This window comes from Sphingomonas sp. (genome assembly GCF_019635515.1).
Classification (GTDB): domain Bacteria; phylum Pseudomonadota; class Alphaproteobacteria; order Sphingomonadales; family Sphingomonadaceae; genus Sphingomonas.
Window position 1 is genome coordinate 119,027 of record NZ_JAHBZI010000002.1, and the last position, 14,551, is coordinate 133,577.

Below are 14,551 nucleotides of genomic sequence, written 5' to 3' on the forward strand. Positions count from 1 at the left end.
TCGCGAACGCCGCTACCGCTCAGCCGGCAACGCTGACACTGACGCTGGCGAAGTGCGGCGGAGGCCATGTATCGGTGCCGATCGAACGCCGCCGAAGAGACCAGCCCGATTCGAAATGCATGTTCGCCTGCCATGCCCTCTGTGATCGAAAACGCGACGACGAAGAGCGTGAAGACGTCTAGAAGATGCTTCGGCATCCCTCCCGAACCCCGAAGCCACACTTGCGAGGACCGACGGCGCGGCTTTGCCGCGGCGCTTCGAGCGCAATCCGTGGGATAGCCCAAGCGCGAATCCCCGCTAAGCTCCAGCCATGACCCAATCCCCCATCCGAATCGGCATCGGCGGCTGGACCTTCGAGCCGTGGCGCGGCGGCGCTTTCTACCCTGAAGGCCTCAGCCAGAAGCGCGAGCTGGAATATGCCAGCCGCGCGCTCTCGGCGATCGAGATCAACGGCACCTATTATTCGGGCTTCAAGCCGGCGACGTTCGAAGGCTGGGCCAAAACCGTGCCCGACGGTTTCGTCTTCACCGTCAAGGGCTCGCGCTTCTGCACCAACCGCAAGGTGCTCGCCGATGCGGGCGAATCGGTCCAGAAATTCGTCAAGCAGGGCATCGTCGAACTGGGCGACAAGCTCGGGCCGCTGTTCTGGCAGTTCATGGCGACCAAGAAGTTCGAGCGCGAAGACTTCCAGGCGTTCCTCGACCTGCTGCCGCGCGAGGAGGCAGGGGTGAAGCTGCGCCACGCCATCCAGGTTCGCCACGAGAGCTTCGCGGTGCCGGAGTTCGTCGCGATGTGCCGCAACGCCGGTGTCGCCCTGGTCTATGCCGATTCGCCGCAATATCCGGCGATCGCCGATGTCACCGGCGATTTCGTCTATGCGCGGCTGGAAGCGGGCGAGGACGATAATCCGTTCTGTTACCCGGAGGACGAGCTCCCGAAATGGGCGGCGGCAGCCAGGACCTGGGCCTCGGGCGGGCGCCCCGAGGGGCTGCCCTATGTCGAGGATCAGGATCCGCCTGCCAAGCCGCGCGAGACCTTCATCTTCTTCATCCATGGCGGCAAGGTGCGGGCGCCGGCGGCGGCGCAGGAACTGGTCAGGCGCGTTTCGGACTAGGCTTGTCCGAGACCATCCGCTCGCCGTCGATCACGATCGGGCTGGCGAGCCCGGGCAGCCCCTCGCGGACGATCCGCATGCCGCGCGCCAGCACCTGCGGATCGGCGAACACATCGGCGACGGTGTTGATCGGCCCGGCAGGCACGCCCGCCGCTTCCAGTGCCTCATAAAGATCGGCCTTGGCCCAGCCGGCGATCACCGCCGCCAGCAACGGGATCAGCGCCTTGCGGTTGGTGACGCGCGCGGGATTGGTCGCGAAGCGTTCGTCGTCGGCGCAATCGACTTTGAGTACCGCGCACAGCTTGCGGAACTGCGAATCATTGCCGACCGCGACGATCAGATCGCCGTCGCAGGTCGCGAAAGCCTGATATGGCACGAGATTGGCATGGCCATTGCCCATCCGCGACGGCACCCTGGCCGGATTGGCCATCCAGTTGAGCGCCTGATTGGCGAGCACGCCGACCTGCGTATCGAGCAGCGCCATGTCGATATGCGCGCCTCGGGCCGTGGTGTCGCGCCGGCGCAGTGCTGCGAGGATCGCCACCGCCGCATAGACGCCGGTGAAGATGTCGGCATAGGCGACGCCCGATTTCTGCGGGGCGCCATCGGGCTCGCCGGTCAGCGACATCGCCCCGCCCATGCCCTGGATGATGAAGTCGTAGCCGGCGCGTCCCGCATAGGGGCCGTCCTGCCCGAAGCCGGTGATCGAGCAGACGATCAGGCGCGGGTTCGCGGCGATCAGGCTGGCCGGATCGAGGCCATATTTGACCAGTCCGCCGACCTTGTAATTCTCGATGACGATATCGGCATCGGCGATCAGCGCCCTGACCTCGGCCTGACCTTCCGGACTCGCGATATCGATCGCGCGGCCTTCCTTGCCGCGGTTGCAGGCATGGAAATAGGCGGCGTCGAGATTTTCGCCGTTCGGGCCATGCAGGAAGGGCGGCCCCCAATGGCGGGTATCGTCGCCTTCGCCCGGCCGCTCGATCTTGATCACCTCGGCGCCGAGATCGGCAAGCAATTGCCCGCACCATGGGCCGGCGAGGATCCGTGCCAGCTCGACGACCTTGATCCCGGCGAGCGGTTTCACGAGGCGCGCCGGATCACATAATAGACATGGTCGGGGAGCGGCGTGCCGTCGCCGCGCTCGATCCGGCCTTCCTGAAGCACACCGCCGATCTTCTCCATCGCCTTGCGCGAGCGGATATTGTTCTGGCCAACCACGAACACCGCGCCGCCGACGAAACGGTGGATATGATCGAGCATCAGTCGTTTGATCTCGCGATTGTACGTCCCGCCCCAATATTGGCGGGCGATGAAGGTCCAGCCGATCTCGATCTCGTCGCGCCCGGCATCGGGGAAGGCGTAGCGGCTCGCGCCGATGATCTTACCGCTCGCCTTGTCGAGGATCGTCACCCCGCCGCCGCTGGCCAGCGCGTCCTCGAAATACTTCCGGAACACGCTTTCCTGCCAGCGGTCATGAGCGGGATGGACTTCCCAGATCAGCGGATCGCTGGCGACCGCGAACAGGTTGTCCCAGTCCGCGGGCACGGTCGGGCGGATCGTGACCAGTTCACCTGCGAGCGTCGGCTGCAGGTCCATCAGAACGCGGCGATCCCGGTGATCGCCCGGCCGAGGATCAGCCCATGGACGTCATGGGTGCCCTCATAGGTGTTGACCGTCTCGAGATTGATGGCGTGGCGCATGACATGCATGTCCGCCGAGATGCCATTGCCGCCATGCATGTCGCGCGCGACCCGGGCGATATCGAGCGCCTTGCCGCAATTGTTGCGCTTGATGATGCTGATAGCTTCGGGGGCGAGCGTGCCGGCGTCGAACATCCGCCCGCATTGCAGCGCTGCCTGCAGGCCGAGCGCGATCTCGGTCTCCATATTGGCGAGCTTGAGCTGGACCAGTTGGGTCGCCGCCAGCGGGCGGCCGAACTGGGCGCGGTCGAGCGTATATTGCCGCGCCGCGTGCATGCAGGCCTCGGCGGCGCCCATCGATCCCCAGGCGATGCCGTAGCGCGCGCGATTGAGGCAGCCGAACGGGCCCTTGAGCCCCTGCACATCGGGGAGCAACGCGTCCTCGCCGACCTCGACGCCGTCCATGACGATCTCGCCGGTGATCGAGGCGCGCAGCGACAGCTTGCCCTCGATCTTTGGCGTCGTCAGCCCGTCCATGCCGCGCTCGAGCACGAAGCCCTTGATCCCGCCGCCATGATGATCGGACTTGGCCCAGACGACCATGACGTCGGCGATCGGCGAATTGGTGATCCACATCTTGGAGCCGGTCAGCCGGTAGCCGGTCGCGGTTTTCTCGGCGCGGGTGCGCATGCTGCCGGGGTCCGAACCGGCGTCGGGCTCGGTCAGCCCGAAACAGCCGACCCATTCGCCGCTGGCGAGCCTGGGGAGATATTTCCGCCGCTGCTCCTCGGTGCCATAGGCGTTGATCGGATGCATCACGAGCGAGCTCTGCACCGACATCGCCGAGCGATAGCCCGAATCGACACGCTCGACTTCGCGCGCGACCAGCCCGTACGCGACATAGCCGAGCCCGGCTCCGCCATATTCCTCGGCAATGGTCGCTCCGAGCAGGCCGAGCGAGCCCATTTCGCGCATGATCTCGCGGTCGAAATCCTCGTCGAGGAAGGCGCGGGTCACGCGCGGCAGCAATTCGCCCTGGGCATAATCGCGGGCGGCATCGCGGACCATCCGCTCCTCGTCGGTCAGCTGCGCATCCAGCGCGAACGGGTCCTGCCAGTCGAACCGGCCCATCTCAGCCATCTAAAATCTTCCTTCTCTTGTCCGGCCAGTTATCGGGTGGTCGCAGCCGGCTGCGCGGCGGGCATTTCCATCGCCGCCTGCTCGATTTCGGTAAGCGCCCGCCGTGCGGCGAGGTAGCGCTTGGCGGCGCTGGTCCAGCTTTCGGCACTGGCGGCGCCGGGCATGTGGGCGACCTCGGCGAGCGCCGCCTCGACGTCGCCGGCAACCAGTGCCCGGCGGGCGCGGCGCAGGCGATCACTCGGGCGCGGGCTGGGCGAATCGGCACCGCGCACGACGATCATGTCACCGAGCATGCGACGGGCCCGGTCCCACAGGCTGTCATCGGGCCCGGTGCTGAGCCGCGACGCGATCGTCTCCAGCGCGAGGCGGAGGTCCTCGAGCGTCACCGGCTGCGCCGCGGCCTGGATGATGGCGGCGACCGAATCGCCTTGGGCGGAGCCGAAGCGGGCACGGAGCTGGTTCTCCAATGCGCCGAGCGGTTGGCCGCGCTCGACGGCGCGGCGCGCGGCGAAGGCGATCATCAGCCGTTCGGCCTGTGTCGCGTAGGTCGACGCCGCGCGGGCGCTGCCGTCGAGATCGCGCAGGCGCAGCTCGATCACGTCGAGCTTGCCGGCCAGCATCGCCTCGCGCGCATTGAGCGTGGCGATATCGGTGCCGGGCGGCAGCGAGGGCAGCGAAGGCTGGGGCTGTTGCTGCTGCTGGACCAGAGGTGAAGGCGCGGGGGCGGGCAGCAACGGTGCGCGGTTGAAGCCCCCGCCCAATTCCACCGCGCCCAACGCCACGGCCAATCCGCCCAGAAAGGCGAGGCCGCCGATCAGGCTGGGGTTGCGGGACAGCGGGGTGCGCGGGGGCTCGTCGCTCATGCCCGCCTTATTCGCGCGCAAGCCGTTCGGGTCAATCGGCGAGCGCCATAGCGGCATCGATCATCGCTTCGCTGGAGGGGGCGGGCGAGACGACAACGCGCTCCCAGCCATCGCCCGCGGCCTCGGCTACGGCGGAGCTGATCGTCACCAGCACGATGGTGGCCCGATCCGCGGCGATTTCGCGCAGCCGCATCGCGGCGCGGGCCGACTGCACCAGGGCCACCGATCCGCTGAGCATCGCCATATCGTTCACCGGCAGCGGGTCGCTGGCATAAACGGTGATCACGTCGGCCACGATCCCGCCGGCTTCGATCGTCCGTTCGCGCCCGGCGAGATGCAGCGCCCGGCGGGTGCCTGTGGCTTCGGCCCGAGCGAGCAAAGTCGCCGCGCCCGAATCGCCATTGGTGACGACGTTGAAGCCGAATCGCCGCGCCGCCTCGCCCGTGACCGTGCCGACGGCGTGGACCGGCAGCCCGATCAGCCGTGCCAGCCCCGGCCCACCGTGGCGCATGGCATTGGCGCTGGTCAGGATCAGCGCGTCGAACGCGGTGGGGTCCGGCACATCCCAGGCGATCGGCGCGGTTGCGAACAGCGGCATGCGGATGACGCCGCGCCCGGCCGCCTCGATCGCCGCGGCGGTGACGCGGTTGCCCGGTTCGGGCCGGAGCACCGCGATCGGCCTGCTCATCCCTCGAACAGCCGCCGCACCGCCGAGGGCGCGCGTTCGAGCAGATCGCGGGCGAGGGCCCCGGGAAGCGCCGTGTCGAGCGGAGCACCCTCGATGGCGCCATGAACATGTTCGGTGCCGTCTTCGGAAAAGAGCTCGGCGGTCAGCGTCAGGATCGCGCCTTCGATCACTGCCAGCGCCGCCACCGGCGAGTGGCAATCGGCCTTGAGCGCCGCCAACAGCACACGCTCGGCGAGGACGCAGGCGTGCGTTTCGGGGTGATCGATCGCGTCCAGCATCGCGCGGGCGGCGCCATCGTCGGCGCGGCACTCGACGCCGATGGCGCCCTGGGCGGGGGCCGGCAGCATCATATTGAGCGGAATGGCGTGGCCGACGTCATGCCGCCCGAGCCGCTCGAGCCCCGCCGCCGCCAGCAGGGTCGCGTCGGCTTCGCCCTCCGCCAGCTTGGCGAGCCGGGTATCGACGTTGCCGCGAAACATCACGACCTTGAGATCGGGCCGTATCCGCCGGATCTGCGCCGCGCGGCGGGGCGAACTCGTCCCCACCACCGCGCCCTCGCGCAATGCCGCCAGCGATTCGGCGCCGACCAGCCGGTCGCGGACGTCGGCGCGCGGCAGGATCGCCGCGATCGCGATCATCGCGGGCCGGAAGGTTTCGACGTCCTTCATCGAATGCACCGCGCAATCGATCTCGCCGCCCAGCAGGGCGCGGTCTAGCTCCTTGGTCCACAGCGCCTTGCCGCCAATCTCGGCAAGCGGGCGATCCTGGACCTTGTCGCCGGTGGTCTTGATGACGACGATCTCGAAATCAGACGCATCCAGTCCGTGCGCGGCGGCCAGTGCGTCGCGGACCATGTGCGCCTGCGTCAGAGCGAGCGGCGATCCCCGCGTACCGAGCCGAAAAGGTGTCATGCTTGCGCTAATGCGCCCAAAGGGTGTGTCCCCGCTACCCAAAATGCGCCCGCCGCTTCGCGGTCGCCCTGAGACGAACGCCGGACTGCGTCAGCGCCCGTCTCAGGGCGATCACGGCCGTTATGGGTAGCGGGGACACACCCTACGTCCTAGATGGATGCTATGCTGATCCTCGGCCTTGAATCGAGCTGTGACGAGACGGCGGCGGCGCTGGTGACGAGCGACCGGCGGATCCTCGCCCACAAGCTGGCGCGGCAGGAGGAGGCGCACCGGCCCTATGGCGGCGTCGTCCCCGAGATCGCCGCGCGCGCGCATGTCGAGATCATCGGGCCGCTGGTCGAGCAGGCGCTGGCCGAGGCGGGCGTCAGGCTGGGCGAAGTCGATGCGATCGCCGCGACTGCCGGGCCAGGGCTGATCGGCGGGGTGATGGTCGGCCTTGTCACCGGCAAGGCGCTGTCGCTGGCGGCGAGCAAGCCGCTGGTCGCGGTCAACCATCTCGAAGGCCATGCGCTGTCGCCGCGTCTCACCGATCCCGATCTGGCGTTTCCGTACCTGTTGCTGCTGGTCTCGGGCGGGCATTGCCAGCTGCTGCTGGTCGAGGGCGCCGGCAAATATAGCCGCCTCGCCACCACCATCGACGATGCCGCCGGCGAGGCGTTCGACAAGACCGCCAAACTGCTCGGCCTGGGCTTTCCCGGCGGACCCGCCGTCGAGCGGGCCGCAATGAACGGCAACCCCCGGGCCGTGCCGCTGCCGCGCCCGCTGGTCGGCAGCGCCGAGCCGCATTTCTCCTTCGCCGGCCTCAAGAGCGATGTCGCCCGCAAGGCCGGGTTGTTCGCGGTCGAGGATATGGCGGCAAGCTTCCAGCAGGCGGTGGTCGATTGCCTGATTGACCGCACCCGCATCGCGATCGGCAAGGTCGATGCGACGGCGCTGGTCGTCGCCGGGGGGGTGGCGGCGAACAAGGCGGTGCGCGGCGCGCTGGAGGCGCTGGCCGCCGAACACGGTATGCGCTTCGTCGCGCCGCCCTCGTGGCTGTGCACCGATAACGCCGCGATGATCGCCTGGGCCGGTGCCGAGCGCTTCGCCGCGAGCCTCACCGACCCGCTCGATTTCCCGGCCCGCCCGCGCTGGCCGCTCGACCCCGGTGCCGAAAAGGTGCGCGGCGCAGGAGTGAAGGCATGAAGATCGGAGTTATCGGCGGCGGCGCATGGGGCACCGCATTGGCGCAGGTTGCGGCGCGGGGCGGGGCGGTGACGCTGTGGGCGCGCGAAGCCGAGGTCGTCGAGAGCATCAATCGCGATCACGAAAATGCCAGCTTCCTCGCCGGCGTGCCGCTGTCGCCCGATATTCGCGCGACCGCCGATCCCGCCGACCTCGCCGGGGTCGATGCCTTGCTGGTGGTATCGCCTGCCCAGCATGTCCGCGCGGTCCTTTCCGGGATGGATATCGGCGGCACCCCCTTGGTCCTCTGCGCCAAGGGCATCGAAGCGGGCACGCGGCTGCTGGTCGGTGAAGTCGCGCATCAGGTCGCGCCCGGCGCGCCGATCGCCGTTCTTTCCGGGCCGACCTTCGCGCATGAAGTCGCCAAGGGGCTGCCGACCGCGGTTACGCTCGCCTGCGAAGACGAAGCGCTGGGCACCAGATTGGCCGAGCGCCTCGCTGGCCCGGCATTCCGCACCTATGCCAGCCGCGATGTGATCGGCGCCGAGATCGGCGGGGCGGTCAAGAACGTCCTCGCCATCGCCTGCGGCGTGGTCGAGGGCGCCGGGCTGGGGCAAAACGCCCGTGCCGCGACGATCGCGCGCGGCTTCGCCGAGATGACGCGCTTCGGCTTGGCCCGCGGCGCGCAGGCCGAGACGCTGACCGGGCTTTCGGGGCTGGGCGATCTCGTCCTCACCTGCTCGTCGACCGCCTCGCGCAATTTCTCGCTGGGCGTCGGGCTTGGCCAGGGCCGTAGCGCCGCCGAGCTGATGGCCGATCGCAAGACCGTCGCCGAGGGCGCGTTCACGGCGCCGGTGCTGCGGGAAGCGGCGGCGTCGGCCGGCGTCGACATGCCGGTCTGCGAAGCGGTCTGCGCGCTGCTGTCGGGCAAGCCGGTCGCGGCGGTGATCGAGGCATTGCTCAGCCGGCCGTTGCGCGAGGAAGTGCGGTGAAGTGGGCGGCGATGTTGCGCGGGATCAATCTCGGCAAGCGCCAGCTCAAATCGGTGGAGCTCAAGGCCGTGGTCGAGGGGATGGGCTTCACCGAGGTCAAGACCATCCTCGCCTCGGGCAATGTCGTGTTCGAAGCCGGGGATGCCAGGTCCGAGGCGCTGGAGCGCGATCTTCATGCCGCGCTCGAAAAGGCGACCGGGCTCAAGTCCGAAGTGTTCGTCCGCAACCATGCCGAGCTGGAAAAAGTGGTGAAGGCCAATCCCTTCCCCGACGAAGCCAGGGCGCGGCCGAGCTTCCTCGTCGTCAGCTTCCACCGCGCCGCGCCCGATCAGGCGGCGATCGACAAGCTGCTGGACAGCTATGAGGGTCCCGAGCGAATGAAGGTGGTCGGCCGCGAACTGTTCACCGACTTCCCCGACGGCCAAGGCCGCTCGCAGCTGATCCCGGCGATGCAGAAGGCCAAATTGTCGCAAGGCAATACCGGCCGTAACTGGAACACGGTGATGAAGCTGCTGGACGCGCTCGGCTAGAAATCGACCGCCACGCCCTTGCGCTCCCAATCGCCGTAGCGGGTCGGGTCAAGCGGGTCGTCAGGCGCCTGTGCCGGCTCGGGTTCGGGCACCGGCGGGCTCGGCGTCAGATAGGCCGGCGGCCGGCCATTTTCGGGGCGCTCGCCCATTTGCATTGCCTCTCGCAGCGTTGACGCCCAAATCGGCGCGCAATGAAGCGAAATCAAGCCAGGATCCGGCGTGGCCCGGAACCGGATGCCCCCGGCGTCCCTGCGCGCCGCGCCGCGCTGCAACTCCTCGATGCGGTGCTCCGCCGTGGCCTCGCCCTCGAAGCCGCGCTCGACAAGGCCGCGTCCGGCCTGCCGCCCAGCGACCGCGGCCTTGCCCATGCCATCGCCGCCGAGACGCTGCGCCGCCTCCCCGATCTCGATGCGCTGATCGATGGCGCCACCCAGCGCCCTCTGCCCGATGACGCCAAGGCGCGGTTCGCGCTGCGCATAGCGCTCGTCCAGGCATTGTGCCTCGGCACCCCAGGCCATGCCGCGATCGCGACGGTGCTGCCTTTGGTCGATGGCGGGCCGCGCAAGCTGGTCCATGGGGTGTTCGGCACGGTGACGCGTTCCGGCGCGCTGCTGCCGGAGCCGCCGACCTTGCCCGATGCGGTGGCGCTGCGCTGGCACGCCGCCTGGGGTGATCAGATGATCGAGGATGCCGAGCTCGCCATCGCCGCGCCGCCGCCGCTAGACCTGACGCTGCGCTTGCCCGTGGAGCTGGAAGAGGCGATCGGCCTGCTCCCCGGCCATGCCCGCTTGCCCGCCGGTACTTCGGTGATGGAATTGCCCGGGTTCGAGGAGGGCGGCTTCTGGGTTCAGGATCTTGCCGCCTCGCTCCCCGCGCGGTTGATCGGCAAAGGCCAGGGCACTGCGCTCGATCTCTGCGCGGCGCCCGGCGGCAAGACGCTCCAGCTCGCGGCGGCGGGCTGGGATGTCACCGCCGTCGATGTCTCGGAAAGTCGTCTCGCGCGACTTCGCGACAATCTCGACCGCACCGGCTTGGACGCGAAAATCGTCACCGCCGATCTGCTGCTGTGGAAGCCGGAGGAACCGGCCGACGCCGTCCTGCTCGACGCGCCGTGCAGCGCCACCGGCATTTTCCGGCGGCATCCCGATGTGCTCCATCGTGTCCGCCCGTCGCTGATCGCCGAGATGGCCGAACTGCAGGGCAAGCTTCTCCACCGCGCCTCGCAATGGGTGAAGCCCGGCGGCACGCTCGTCTACGCGACCTGCTCGCTCGAGCCGCAGGAAGGCGAGCAGCAGCTCGAACGCTTCCTGACGCATCACAACGACTATGCGATCGATCCGGTTCGTGCCGACGAACTGCCCGAGGGTGTTGGCCCGCTCGAAAACGGCACGCTGCGCCTCCATCCCGGCATGCTTGCCGAGCAGGGCCGGCTCGACGGCTTCTTTATCGCCCGTCTCCGCCGCAACCCCTAGTTGCGCGCGACTCGGGGGCTGCTAAGGATTCGCATATGGCCGTCCGCATCGCCCCTTCGATCCTCTCCGCCGATTTCGCGAAATTGGGCGAGGAAGTGCGCGCGATCGATGCGGCAGGAGCGGACTGGATCCATGTCGATGTCATGGACGGCCATTTCGTGCCCAACATCACCATCGGTCCAGCCGTCATCAAGGCGCTGCGCCCGCACACCGCCAAGCCCTTCGACGTCCATCTGATGATCGCGCCGGTCGATCCGATGCTTGCAGCCTTTGCGGACGCCGGTGCCGATTGCATCTCGGTCCATCCCGAGGCCGGCCCGCATCTCCACCGCACGCTCCAGACGATCAAGGGGCTCGGCAAGCGCGCGGGTGTCGTCCTCAATCCCGCCACGCCGATCGATGCGATCGACAACGTCATCGACCTGGTCGATCTGATCCTGGTGATGAGCGTCAATCCCGGCTTCGGCGGCCAGAAATTCATCGAGTCGCAGCTCGCCAAGATCGCCGAGCTCCGCAAGCGCATCGACGCGTCGGGCCGTGCCATCGATCTCGAAGTCGATGGCGGCATCGACCGCGATACCGCCCCCCGCGCCATCGCCGCCGGCGCCGACGCGCTGGTTGCCGGCACCGCCACCTTCACCGGTGGTCCCAGCCACTACGCCGCCAATATCGCGGCGCTCCGAGGCGGATGAGCGACGATGCCGCCGACTCCGGAGCCGACGGGGTCGCGCCGGGCAAGCGGCTGGTCCGGACCGGCGGTAGTGGCGGCCTCAGCCTCGCCGATCGCATCGCCGAGCGGCTCCAGCGCCTCGCCTGGCGCACCCCCCTGCACAATATGCGCCTGAAGGGCCGTCACCCCCTCAAGCTGATCGCCGTCTCCGAGGATCCGTTCTTCGGCGATCCCGAGCGCGGCAATGCCCTGCTCGACGGCATGGTGATGTTCCGCGGCGAGGAGCGCTCGATCGCCGGGCTCGACTTCGTCCGTGCCGATTGGTCGAAGCCTTTCGCCGAGTATCTCCAGAGCTTCGCCTGGCTGCGCGACCTGTCCAGCGTCACCGTCCGCGTCACCGCCGCGCCGATCGCCGAGGCGATCATGGCGCGCTGGCTGGCGGCGCATGCCGACAAGGTCTCCGAGCCGGCCTGGCGCGCCGATCTGTGGGGCCGCCGCATCCTGTTCTGGACCGCGCACGCGCCGCTGATCCTGTCGGCCAACGATCTGGTCTATCGTTCCTCGGTGCTCCACGCGCTGGCGCGCGGCGCGCGACACCTTGATCGCGCGGCGGACCGCGTGCCTTTGGGTGTGCCGCGCATCGCCGCGTGGTGCGGGGTGCTGGCGGCGGGGCTGATGATTCCTGGCGGCGATCCGCGCCGTTCGTTCGGTGAGACCGGATTGAAGCGTGCGCTCGACGGTTCGGTGTTCGACGATGGCGGCACGGTGGGGCGTTCGCCCGCCGGCCAGCTCGACGCGATCCAGCTGCTGACGATGCTGTGCGAATCCTATCAGGCTCGCCGGCTCGAGCCGCCGGCCTTCGTCCAGGCGTCGCTCGCCAAGATGGTCACCGCGCTGCTCGGAGTCTGCCACGGCGACAAGGGGCTGGCGAGCTGGCAGGGTTCGGGGCCGCTGTCGGGCGAGATCATCGCCCAATATGTCGAAGCCACCGGCGTGCGCACCCGGCCGCTCAAGCAGGCGCGCGAATGGGGCTATCAGCGGCTGTCGCACGGCGGCACCGTGCTGATCATGGACGCCGCGCCGCCGCCCTTGTCGCGGCTGGTCGAAGGCGGCTGCGCCTCGACGCTGGCGTTCGAGATGTCCGACGGCAAGCACCGCATCGTCGTCAATTGCGGCGGATCGGCGATGACCGATGCCGGCGTGCCGGGCGCGCTCACCGAGGGGCTGCGCACCACCGCCGCGCATTCGACTTTGGTGCTGGCCGACAGCAATTCGACCGCGATCCATTCGGACGGGACGCTCGGCCGCGGCGTGGTCGAGGTCGAGCTGGCGCGCCACGAGAGCGAGAATGGCAGCCGCGTCGAGGCCAGCCATGACGGCTATGCCCGCCGCTTCGGCTTCCTCCACCGCCGCCTGGTCGCGCTGGCGGGGGACGGACGCGACATTCGCGGCGAGGACATGCTGATCCCCGCCGACAAGCGCCGCAAGAAGGGGATGACGCCGTTCGCGGTGCGCTTCCACTTGCATCCGGCGATCGAGATCTCGCCCACCGCCGATGGGCTGGCCGCGATTCTGCGCACGCCGGACGGGCATCTCTGGCAGTTCCGCGCCAAGGGCGGCGCGCTGGCGGTCGAGGATTCGCTGTGGATCGACGGCGCCGGCAAGCCGCTCGGCAGCCAGCAGCTCGTTATCACCGCCGAATCGCCGCCCGGCGGCGCGAATGTGAGCTGGTTGTTCCACCGCGCGAAATGACGGGTTGCGCTGCGGCGCGGCATCCGTAGATGGGCCCATGGATAAGGTCACCATTCGCCGCGCGCTCCTCTCGGTCTCGGACAAGACCGGCATCGTCGAGCTGGGACAATCTCTGGCCGCCAATGGCGTCGAGCTGATTTCCACCGGCGGCACCGCCAGCGCGCTGCGCGAGGCAGGACTCGCCGTTCGCGACATTTCCGATCTGACCGGCTTCCCCGAAATGATGGACGGCCGGGTCAAGACGCTTCACCCCAAGGTTCATGGCGGCCTGCTGGCGATCCGCGGCAATGAAGACCATGAAGCCTCGATGGCGGATCATCAGATCGCGCCGATCGATCTCGTCGTCGTCAATCTCTATCCGTTTGCCGAGACCGTCGCGCGCGGCGCCAGCCGCGACACGATCATCGAGAATATCGATATCGGCGGCCCTTCGATGGTCCGCTCGGCGGCCAAGAATCACGAGAGCGTCGCGATCCTCACCGATCCTGCCGATTATGCGCTCGTCGCCGGCGGCAGCACGACGCTGGCGCAGCGCCGCAAGTTCGCCGCCAAGGCCTATTCGGCGACCGCCGCCTATGACGCGATGATCGCCAGCTGGTTCGCCATGGCCGATCAGGGCGAAGCCTTTCCCGATATGCTCCATCTCGCGCTCAGGCGCGGCGAGGCGCTTCGTTATGGCGAGAATCCGCACCAGCAGGCGGCATTCTATTCGCATGGCGGCCCGGTCTCGGCCGGCATCGGCAACGCGCGGCAGATCCAGGGCAAGGCGCTTAGCTACAATAATTACAACGACGCCGATGCCGCGCTCGAGCTGATCAGCGAATTCCGCGACGGCCCGCCGACGGTGGTGATCGTCAAGCACGCCAATCCCTGCGGCGTCGCCAGCGGCGCGACCCTGGCCGAGGCCTATGCCGCCGCCTTTGCCTGCGACAGCGTCTCGGCGTTCGGCGGGATCATCGCCGTCAACCGCCCGCTCGACCGCGCCACCGCAGAGGCGATCACCCAGATCTTCACCGAAGTCGTGATCGCTCCCGGTGCCGACGACGATGCGGTCGCTGTGTTCGCGGCCAAGAAGAATCTGCGTTTGCTGCTGACCGGCGAACTGCCCGATCCGGCCCGGCCGGGGATGACGGCCAAGTCGATCACCGGCGGCTGGCTGGTCCAGAGCCGCGACAATGGGATGCTCGCGGACAGCGATCTCAAGGTCGTCACCAGGCGCCAGCCGACCGAACAGGAGCTGGTGGATTGCCGCTTCGCCTGGACGGTGGCCAAGCACGTCAAGTCGAACGCGATCGTCTATGCCAAGGGTGGCGCGACCGCTGGCGTCGGCGCCGGCCAGATGAACCGTCTCGAATCGGCGCGGATCGCCGCGTGGAAAGCCAGGGATGCCGCCGAGAAGGCCGGCTGGAGCGAACCGCGCACGATCGGTAGCGCGGTCGCCTCGGACGCCTTCTTCCCCTTTGCCGACGGGCTATTGGCGGCGGTCGAGGCCGGCGCCACCGCGGTGATCCAGCCCGGCGGATCGATCCGCGACGAGGAAGTCATCGCCGCCGCCGACGAAGCGGGGCTGGCGATGATCTTCACCGGCATGCGCCACTTCCGCCACTGA

Annotated in this window: 15 protein-coding genes; 8 read left to right on the forward strand and 7 right to left on the reverse strand. The window is 68.6% G+C overall.

The annotated features are described in order from the left end of the window. Window positions 1-310 precede the first annotated feature (310 nt). A complete protein-coding gene (locus tag KF730_RS12780) occupies window positions 311-1,114 on the forward strand; it encodes a DUF72 domain-containing protein (RefSeq protein WP_294097780.1) in 804 nt (267 codons plus the stop codon). Here KF730_RS12780 and KF730_RS12785 read toward each other — a convergent pair. The 6 genes from KF730_RS12785 to hemC are packed head-to-tail and all read right to left on the reverse strand — an operon-like array spanning window position 1,095 to window position 6,362. Continuing rightward, complete coding sequence (locus KF730_RS12785; RefSeq protein WP_294097781.1) at window positions 1,095-2,204, reverse strand: CaiB/BaiF CoA-transferase family protein; 1,110 nt, start codon at window positions 2,202-2,204, stop codon at window positions 1,095-1,097. The genes KF730_RS12780 and KF730_RS12785 overlap by 20 nt on opposite strands. Beyond that, window positions 2,201-2,716, reverse strand: coding sequence for a GNAT family N-acetyltransferase (locus KF730_RS12790; RefSeq protein ID WP_294097783.1), 516 nt, complete (start codon window positions 2,714-2,716; stop codon window positions 2,201-2,203). The genes KF730_RS12785 and KF730_RS12790 overlap by 4 nt, the downstream gene beginning before the upstream one ends. Next, a complete protein-coding gene (locus KF730_RS12795; protein ID WP_294097785.1) occupies window positions 2,716-3,900 on the reverse strand; it encodes an acyl-CoA dehydrogenase in 1,185 nt (394 codons plus the stop codon). The genes KF730_RS12790 and KF730_RS12795 overlap by 1 nt, the downstream gene beginning before the upstream one ends. Window positions 3,901-3,929: 29 nt before the next feature. Further along, entirely contained in the window at window positions 3,930-4,763 is an 834-nt protein-coding gene (locus tag KF730_RS12800; protein ID WP_294097787.1) for a hypothetical protein, read from the reverse strand. 31 nt (window positions 4,764-4,794) lie between these two features. Beyond that, on the reverse strand, window positions 4,795-5,451 hold the full coding sequence (locus KF730_RS12805; protein WP_294097789.1) for a uroporphyrinogen-III synthase: 657 nt from the start codon (window positions 5,449-5,451) through the stop codon (window positions 4,795-4,797). After that, window positions 5,448-6,362, reverse strand: coding sequence for a hydroxymethylbilane synthase (hemC, locus tag KF730_RS12810; RefSeq protein WP_294097791.1), 915 nt, complete (start codon window positions 6,360-6,362; stop codon window positions 5,448-5,450). Before hemC ends, KF730_RS12805 begins: the two co-directional genes overlap by 4 nt. A gap of 153 nt (window positions 6,363-6,515) precedes the next feature. On the opposite strand from hemC, the gene tsaD reads away from it, so the two are divergent. The 3 genes from tsaD to KF730_RS12825 are packed head-to-tail and all read left to right on the forward strand — an operon-like array spanning window position 6,516 to window position 9,048. Continuing rightward, window positions 6,516-7,547 (forward strand): tRNA (adenosine(37)-N6)-threonylcarbamoyltransferase complex transferase subunit TsaD, encoded by a 1,032-nt coding sequence (tsaD, locus tag KF730_RS12815; RefSeq protein ID WP_294097793.1) that lies wholly within the window; start codon window positions 6,516-6,518, stop codon window positions 7,545-7,547. Then, window positions 7,544-8,518 (forward strand): NAD(P)H-dependent glycerol-3-phosphate dehydrogenase, encoded by a 975-nt coding sequence (locus tag KF730_RS12820; RefSeq protein ID WP_294097795.1) that lies wholly within the window; start codon window positions 7,544-7,546, stop codon window positions 8,516-8,518. Before tsaD ends, KF730_RS12820 begins: the two co-directional genes overlap by 4 nt. Continuing rightward, window positions 8,515-9,048: a DUF1697 domain-containing protein gene (locus KF730_RS12825; protein WP_294097797.1), complete on the forward strand. Its 534-nt coding sequence runs from the start codon at window positions 8,515-8,517 to the stop codon at window positions 9,046-9,048. Before KF730_RS12820 ends, KF730_RS12825 begins: the two co-directional genes overlap by 4 nt. On the opposite strand, the gene KF730_RS12830 is transcribed toward KF730_RS12825, so the two are convergent. After that, window positions 9,045-9,197, reverse strand: a complete 153-nt coding sequence (locus KF730_RS12830; protein WP_294097799.1) for a DUF1674 domain-containing protein — start codon at window positions 9,195-9,197, stop codon at window positions 9,045-9,047. The genes KF730_RS12825 and KF730_RS12830 overlap by 4 nt on opposite strands. A gap of 42 nt (window positions 9,198-9,239) precedes the next feature. On the opposite strand from KF730_RS12830, the gene KF730_RS12835 reads away from it, so the two are divergent. From KF730_RS12835 to purH, 4 genes are read left to right on the forward strand one after another with little or no spacing between them, the layout of a single operon-like run. After that, window positions 9,240-10,520, forward strand: coding sequence for a transcription antitermination factor NusB (locus tag KF730_RS12835; protein ID WP_294097801.1), 1,281 nt, complete (start codon window positions 9,240-9,242; stop codon window positions 10,518-10,520). A 35-nt stretch (window positions 10,521-10,555) separates the two neighbouring features. Beyond that, complete coding sequence (rpe, locus tag KF730_RS12840) at window positions 10,556-11,212, forward strand: ribulose-phosphate 3-epimerase (RefSeq protein WP_294097803.1); 657 nt, start codon at window positions 10,556-10,558, stop codon at window positions 11,210-11,212. Beyond that, window positions 11,209-12,942, forward strand: coding sequence for a heparinase II/III family protein (locus KF730_RS12845; protein ID WP_294097805.1), 1,734 nt, complete (start codon window positions 11,209-11,211; stop codon window positions 12,940-12,942). Before rpe ends, KF730_RS12845 begins: the two co-directional genes overlap by 4 nt. A gap of 37 nt (window positions 12,943-12,979) precedes the next feature. After that, complete coding sequence (gene purH / locus KF730_RS12850) at window positions 12,980-14,551, forward strand: bifunctional phosphoribosylaminoimidazolecarboxamide formyltransferase/IMP cyclohydrolase (protein WP_294097807.1); 1,572 nt, start codon at window positions 12,980-12,982, stop codon at window positions 14,549-14,551.

Excerpts from the sequence above, each read along its gene's own strand:
- KF730_RS12800 (WP_294097787.1), bottom strand. The coding sequence starts at position 4,763 with ATGAGCGACGAGCCCCCGCGCACCCCGCTGTCCCGCAACCCCAGCCTG.
- KF730_RS12805 (WP_294097789.1), bottom strand. The coding sequence starts at position 5,451 with ATGAGCAGGCCGATCGCGGTGCTCCGGCCCGAACCGGGCAACCGCGTC.
- KF730_RS12835 (WP_294097801.1), top strand. The coding sequence starts at position 9,240 with ATGAAGCGAAATCAAGCCAGGATCCGGCGTGGCCCGGAACCGGATGCC.
- purH (WP_294097807.1), top strand. The coding sequence starts at position 12,980 with ATGGATAAGGTCACCATTCGCCGCGCGCTCCTCTCGGTCTCGGACAAG.
- KF730_RS12780 (WP_294097780.1), top strand. The coding sequence starts at position 311 with ATGACCCAATCCCCCATCCGAATCGGCATCGGCGGCTGGACCTTCGAG.
- KF730_RS12845 (WP_294097805.1), top strand. The coding sequence starts at position 11,209 with ATGAGCGACGATGCCGCCGACTCCGGAGCCGACGGGGTCGCGCCGGGC.
- hemC (WP_294097791.1), bottom strand. The coding sequence starts at position 6,362 with ATGACACCTTTTCGGCTCGGTACGCGGGGATCGCCGCTCGCTCTGACG.
- tsaD (WP_294097793.1), top strand. The coding sequence starts at position 6,516 with ATGGATGCTATGCTGATCCTCGGCCTTGAATCGAGCTGTGACGAGACG.
- KF730_RS12820 (WP_294097795.1), top strand. The coding sequence starts at position 7,544 with ATGAAGATCGGAGTTATCGGCGGCGGCGCATGGGGCACCGCATTGGCG.
- KF730_RS12790 (WP_294097783.1), bottom strand. The coding sequence starts at position 2,716 with ATGGACCTGCAGCCGACGCTCGCAGGTGAACTGGTCACGATCCGCCCG.
- KF730_RS12795 (WP_294097785.1), bottom strand. The coding sequence starts at position 3,900 with ATGGCTGAGATGGGCCGGTTCGACTGGCAGGACCCGTTCGCGCTGGAT.
- KF730_RS12830 (WP_294097799.1), bottom strand. The coding sequence starts at position 9,197 with ATGGGCGAGCGCCCCGAAAATGGCCGGCCGCCGGCCTATCTGACGCCG.
- rpe (WP_294097803.1), top strand. The coding sequence starts at position 10,556 with ATGGCCGTCCGCATCGCCCCTTCGATCCTCTCCGCCGATTTCGCGAAA.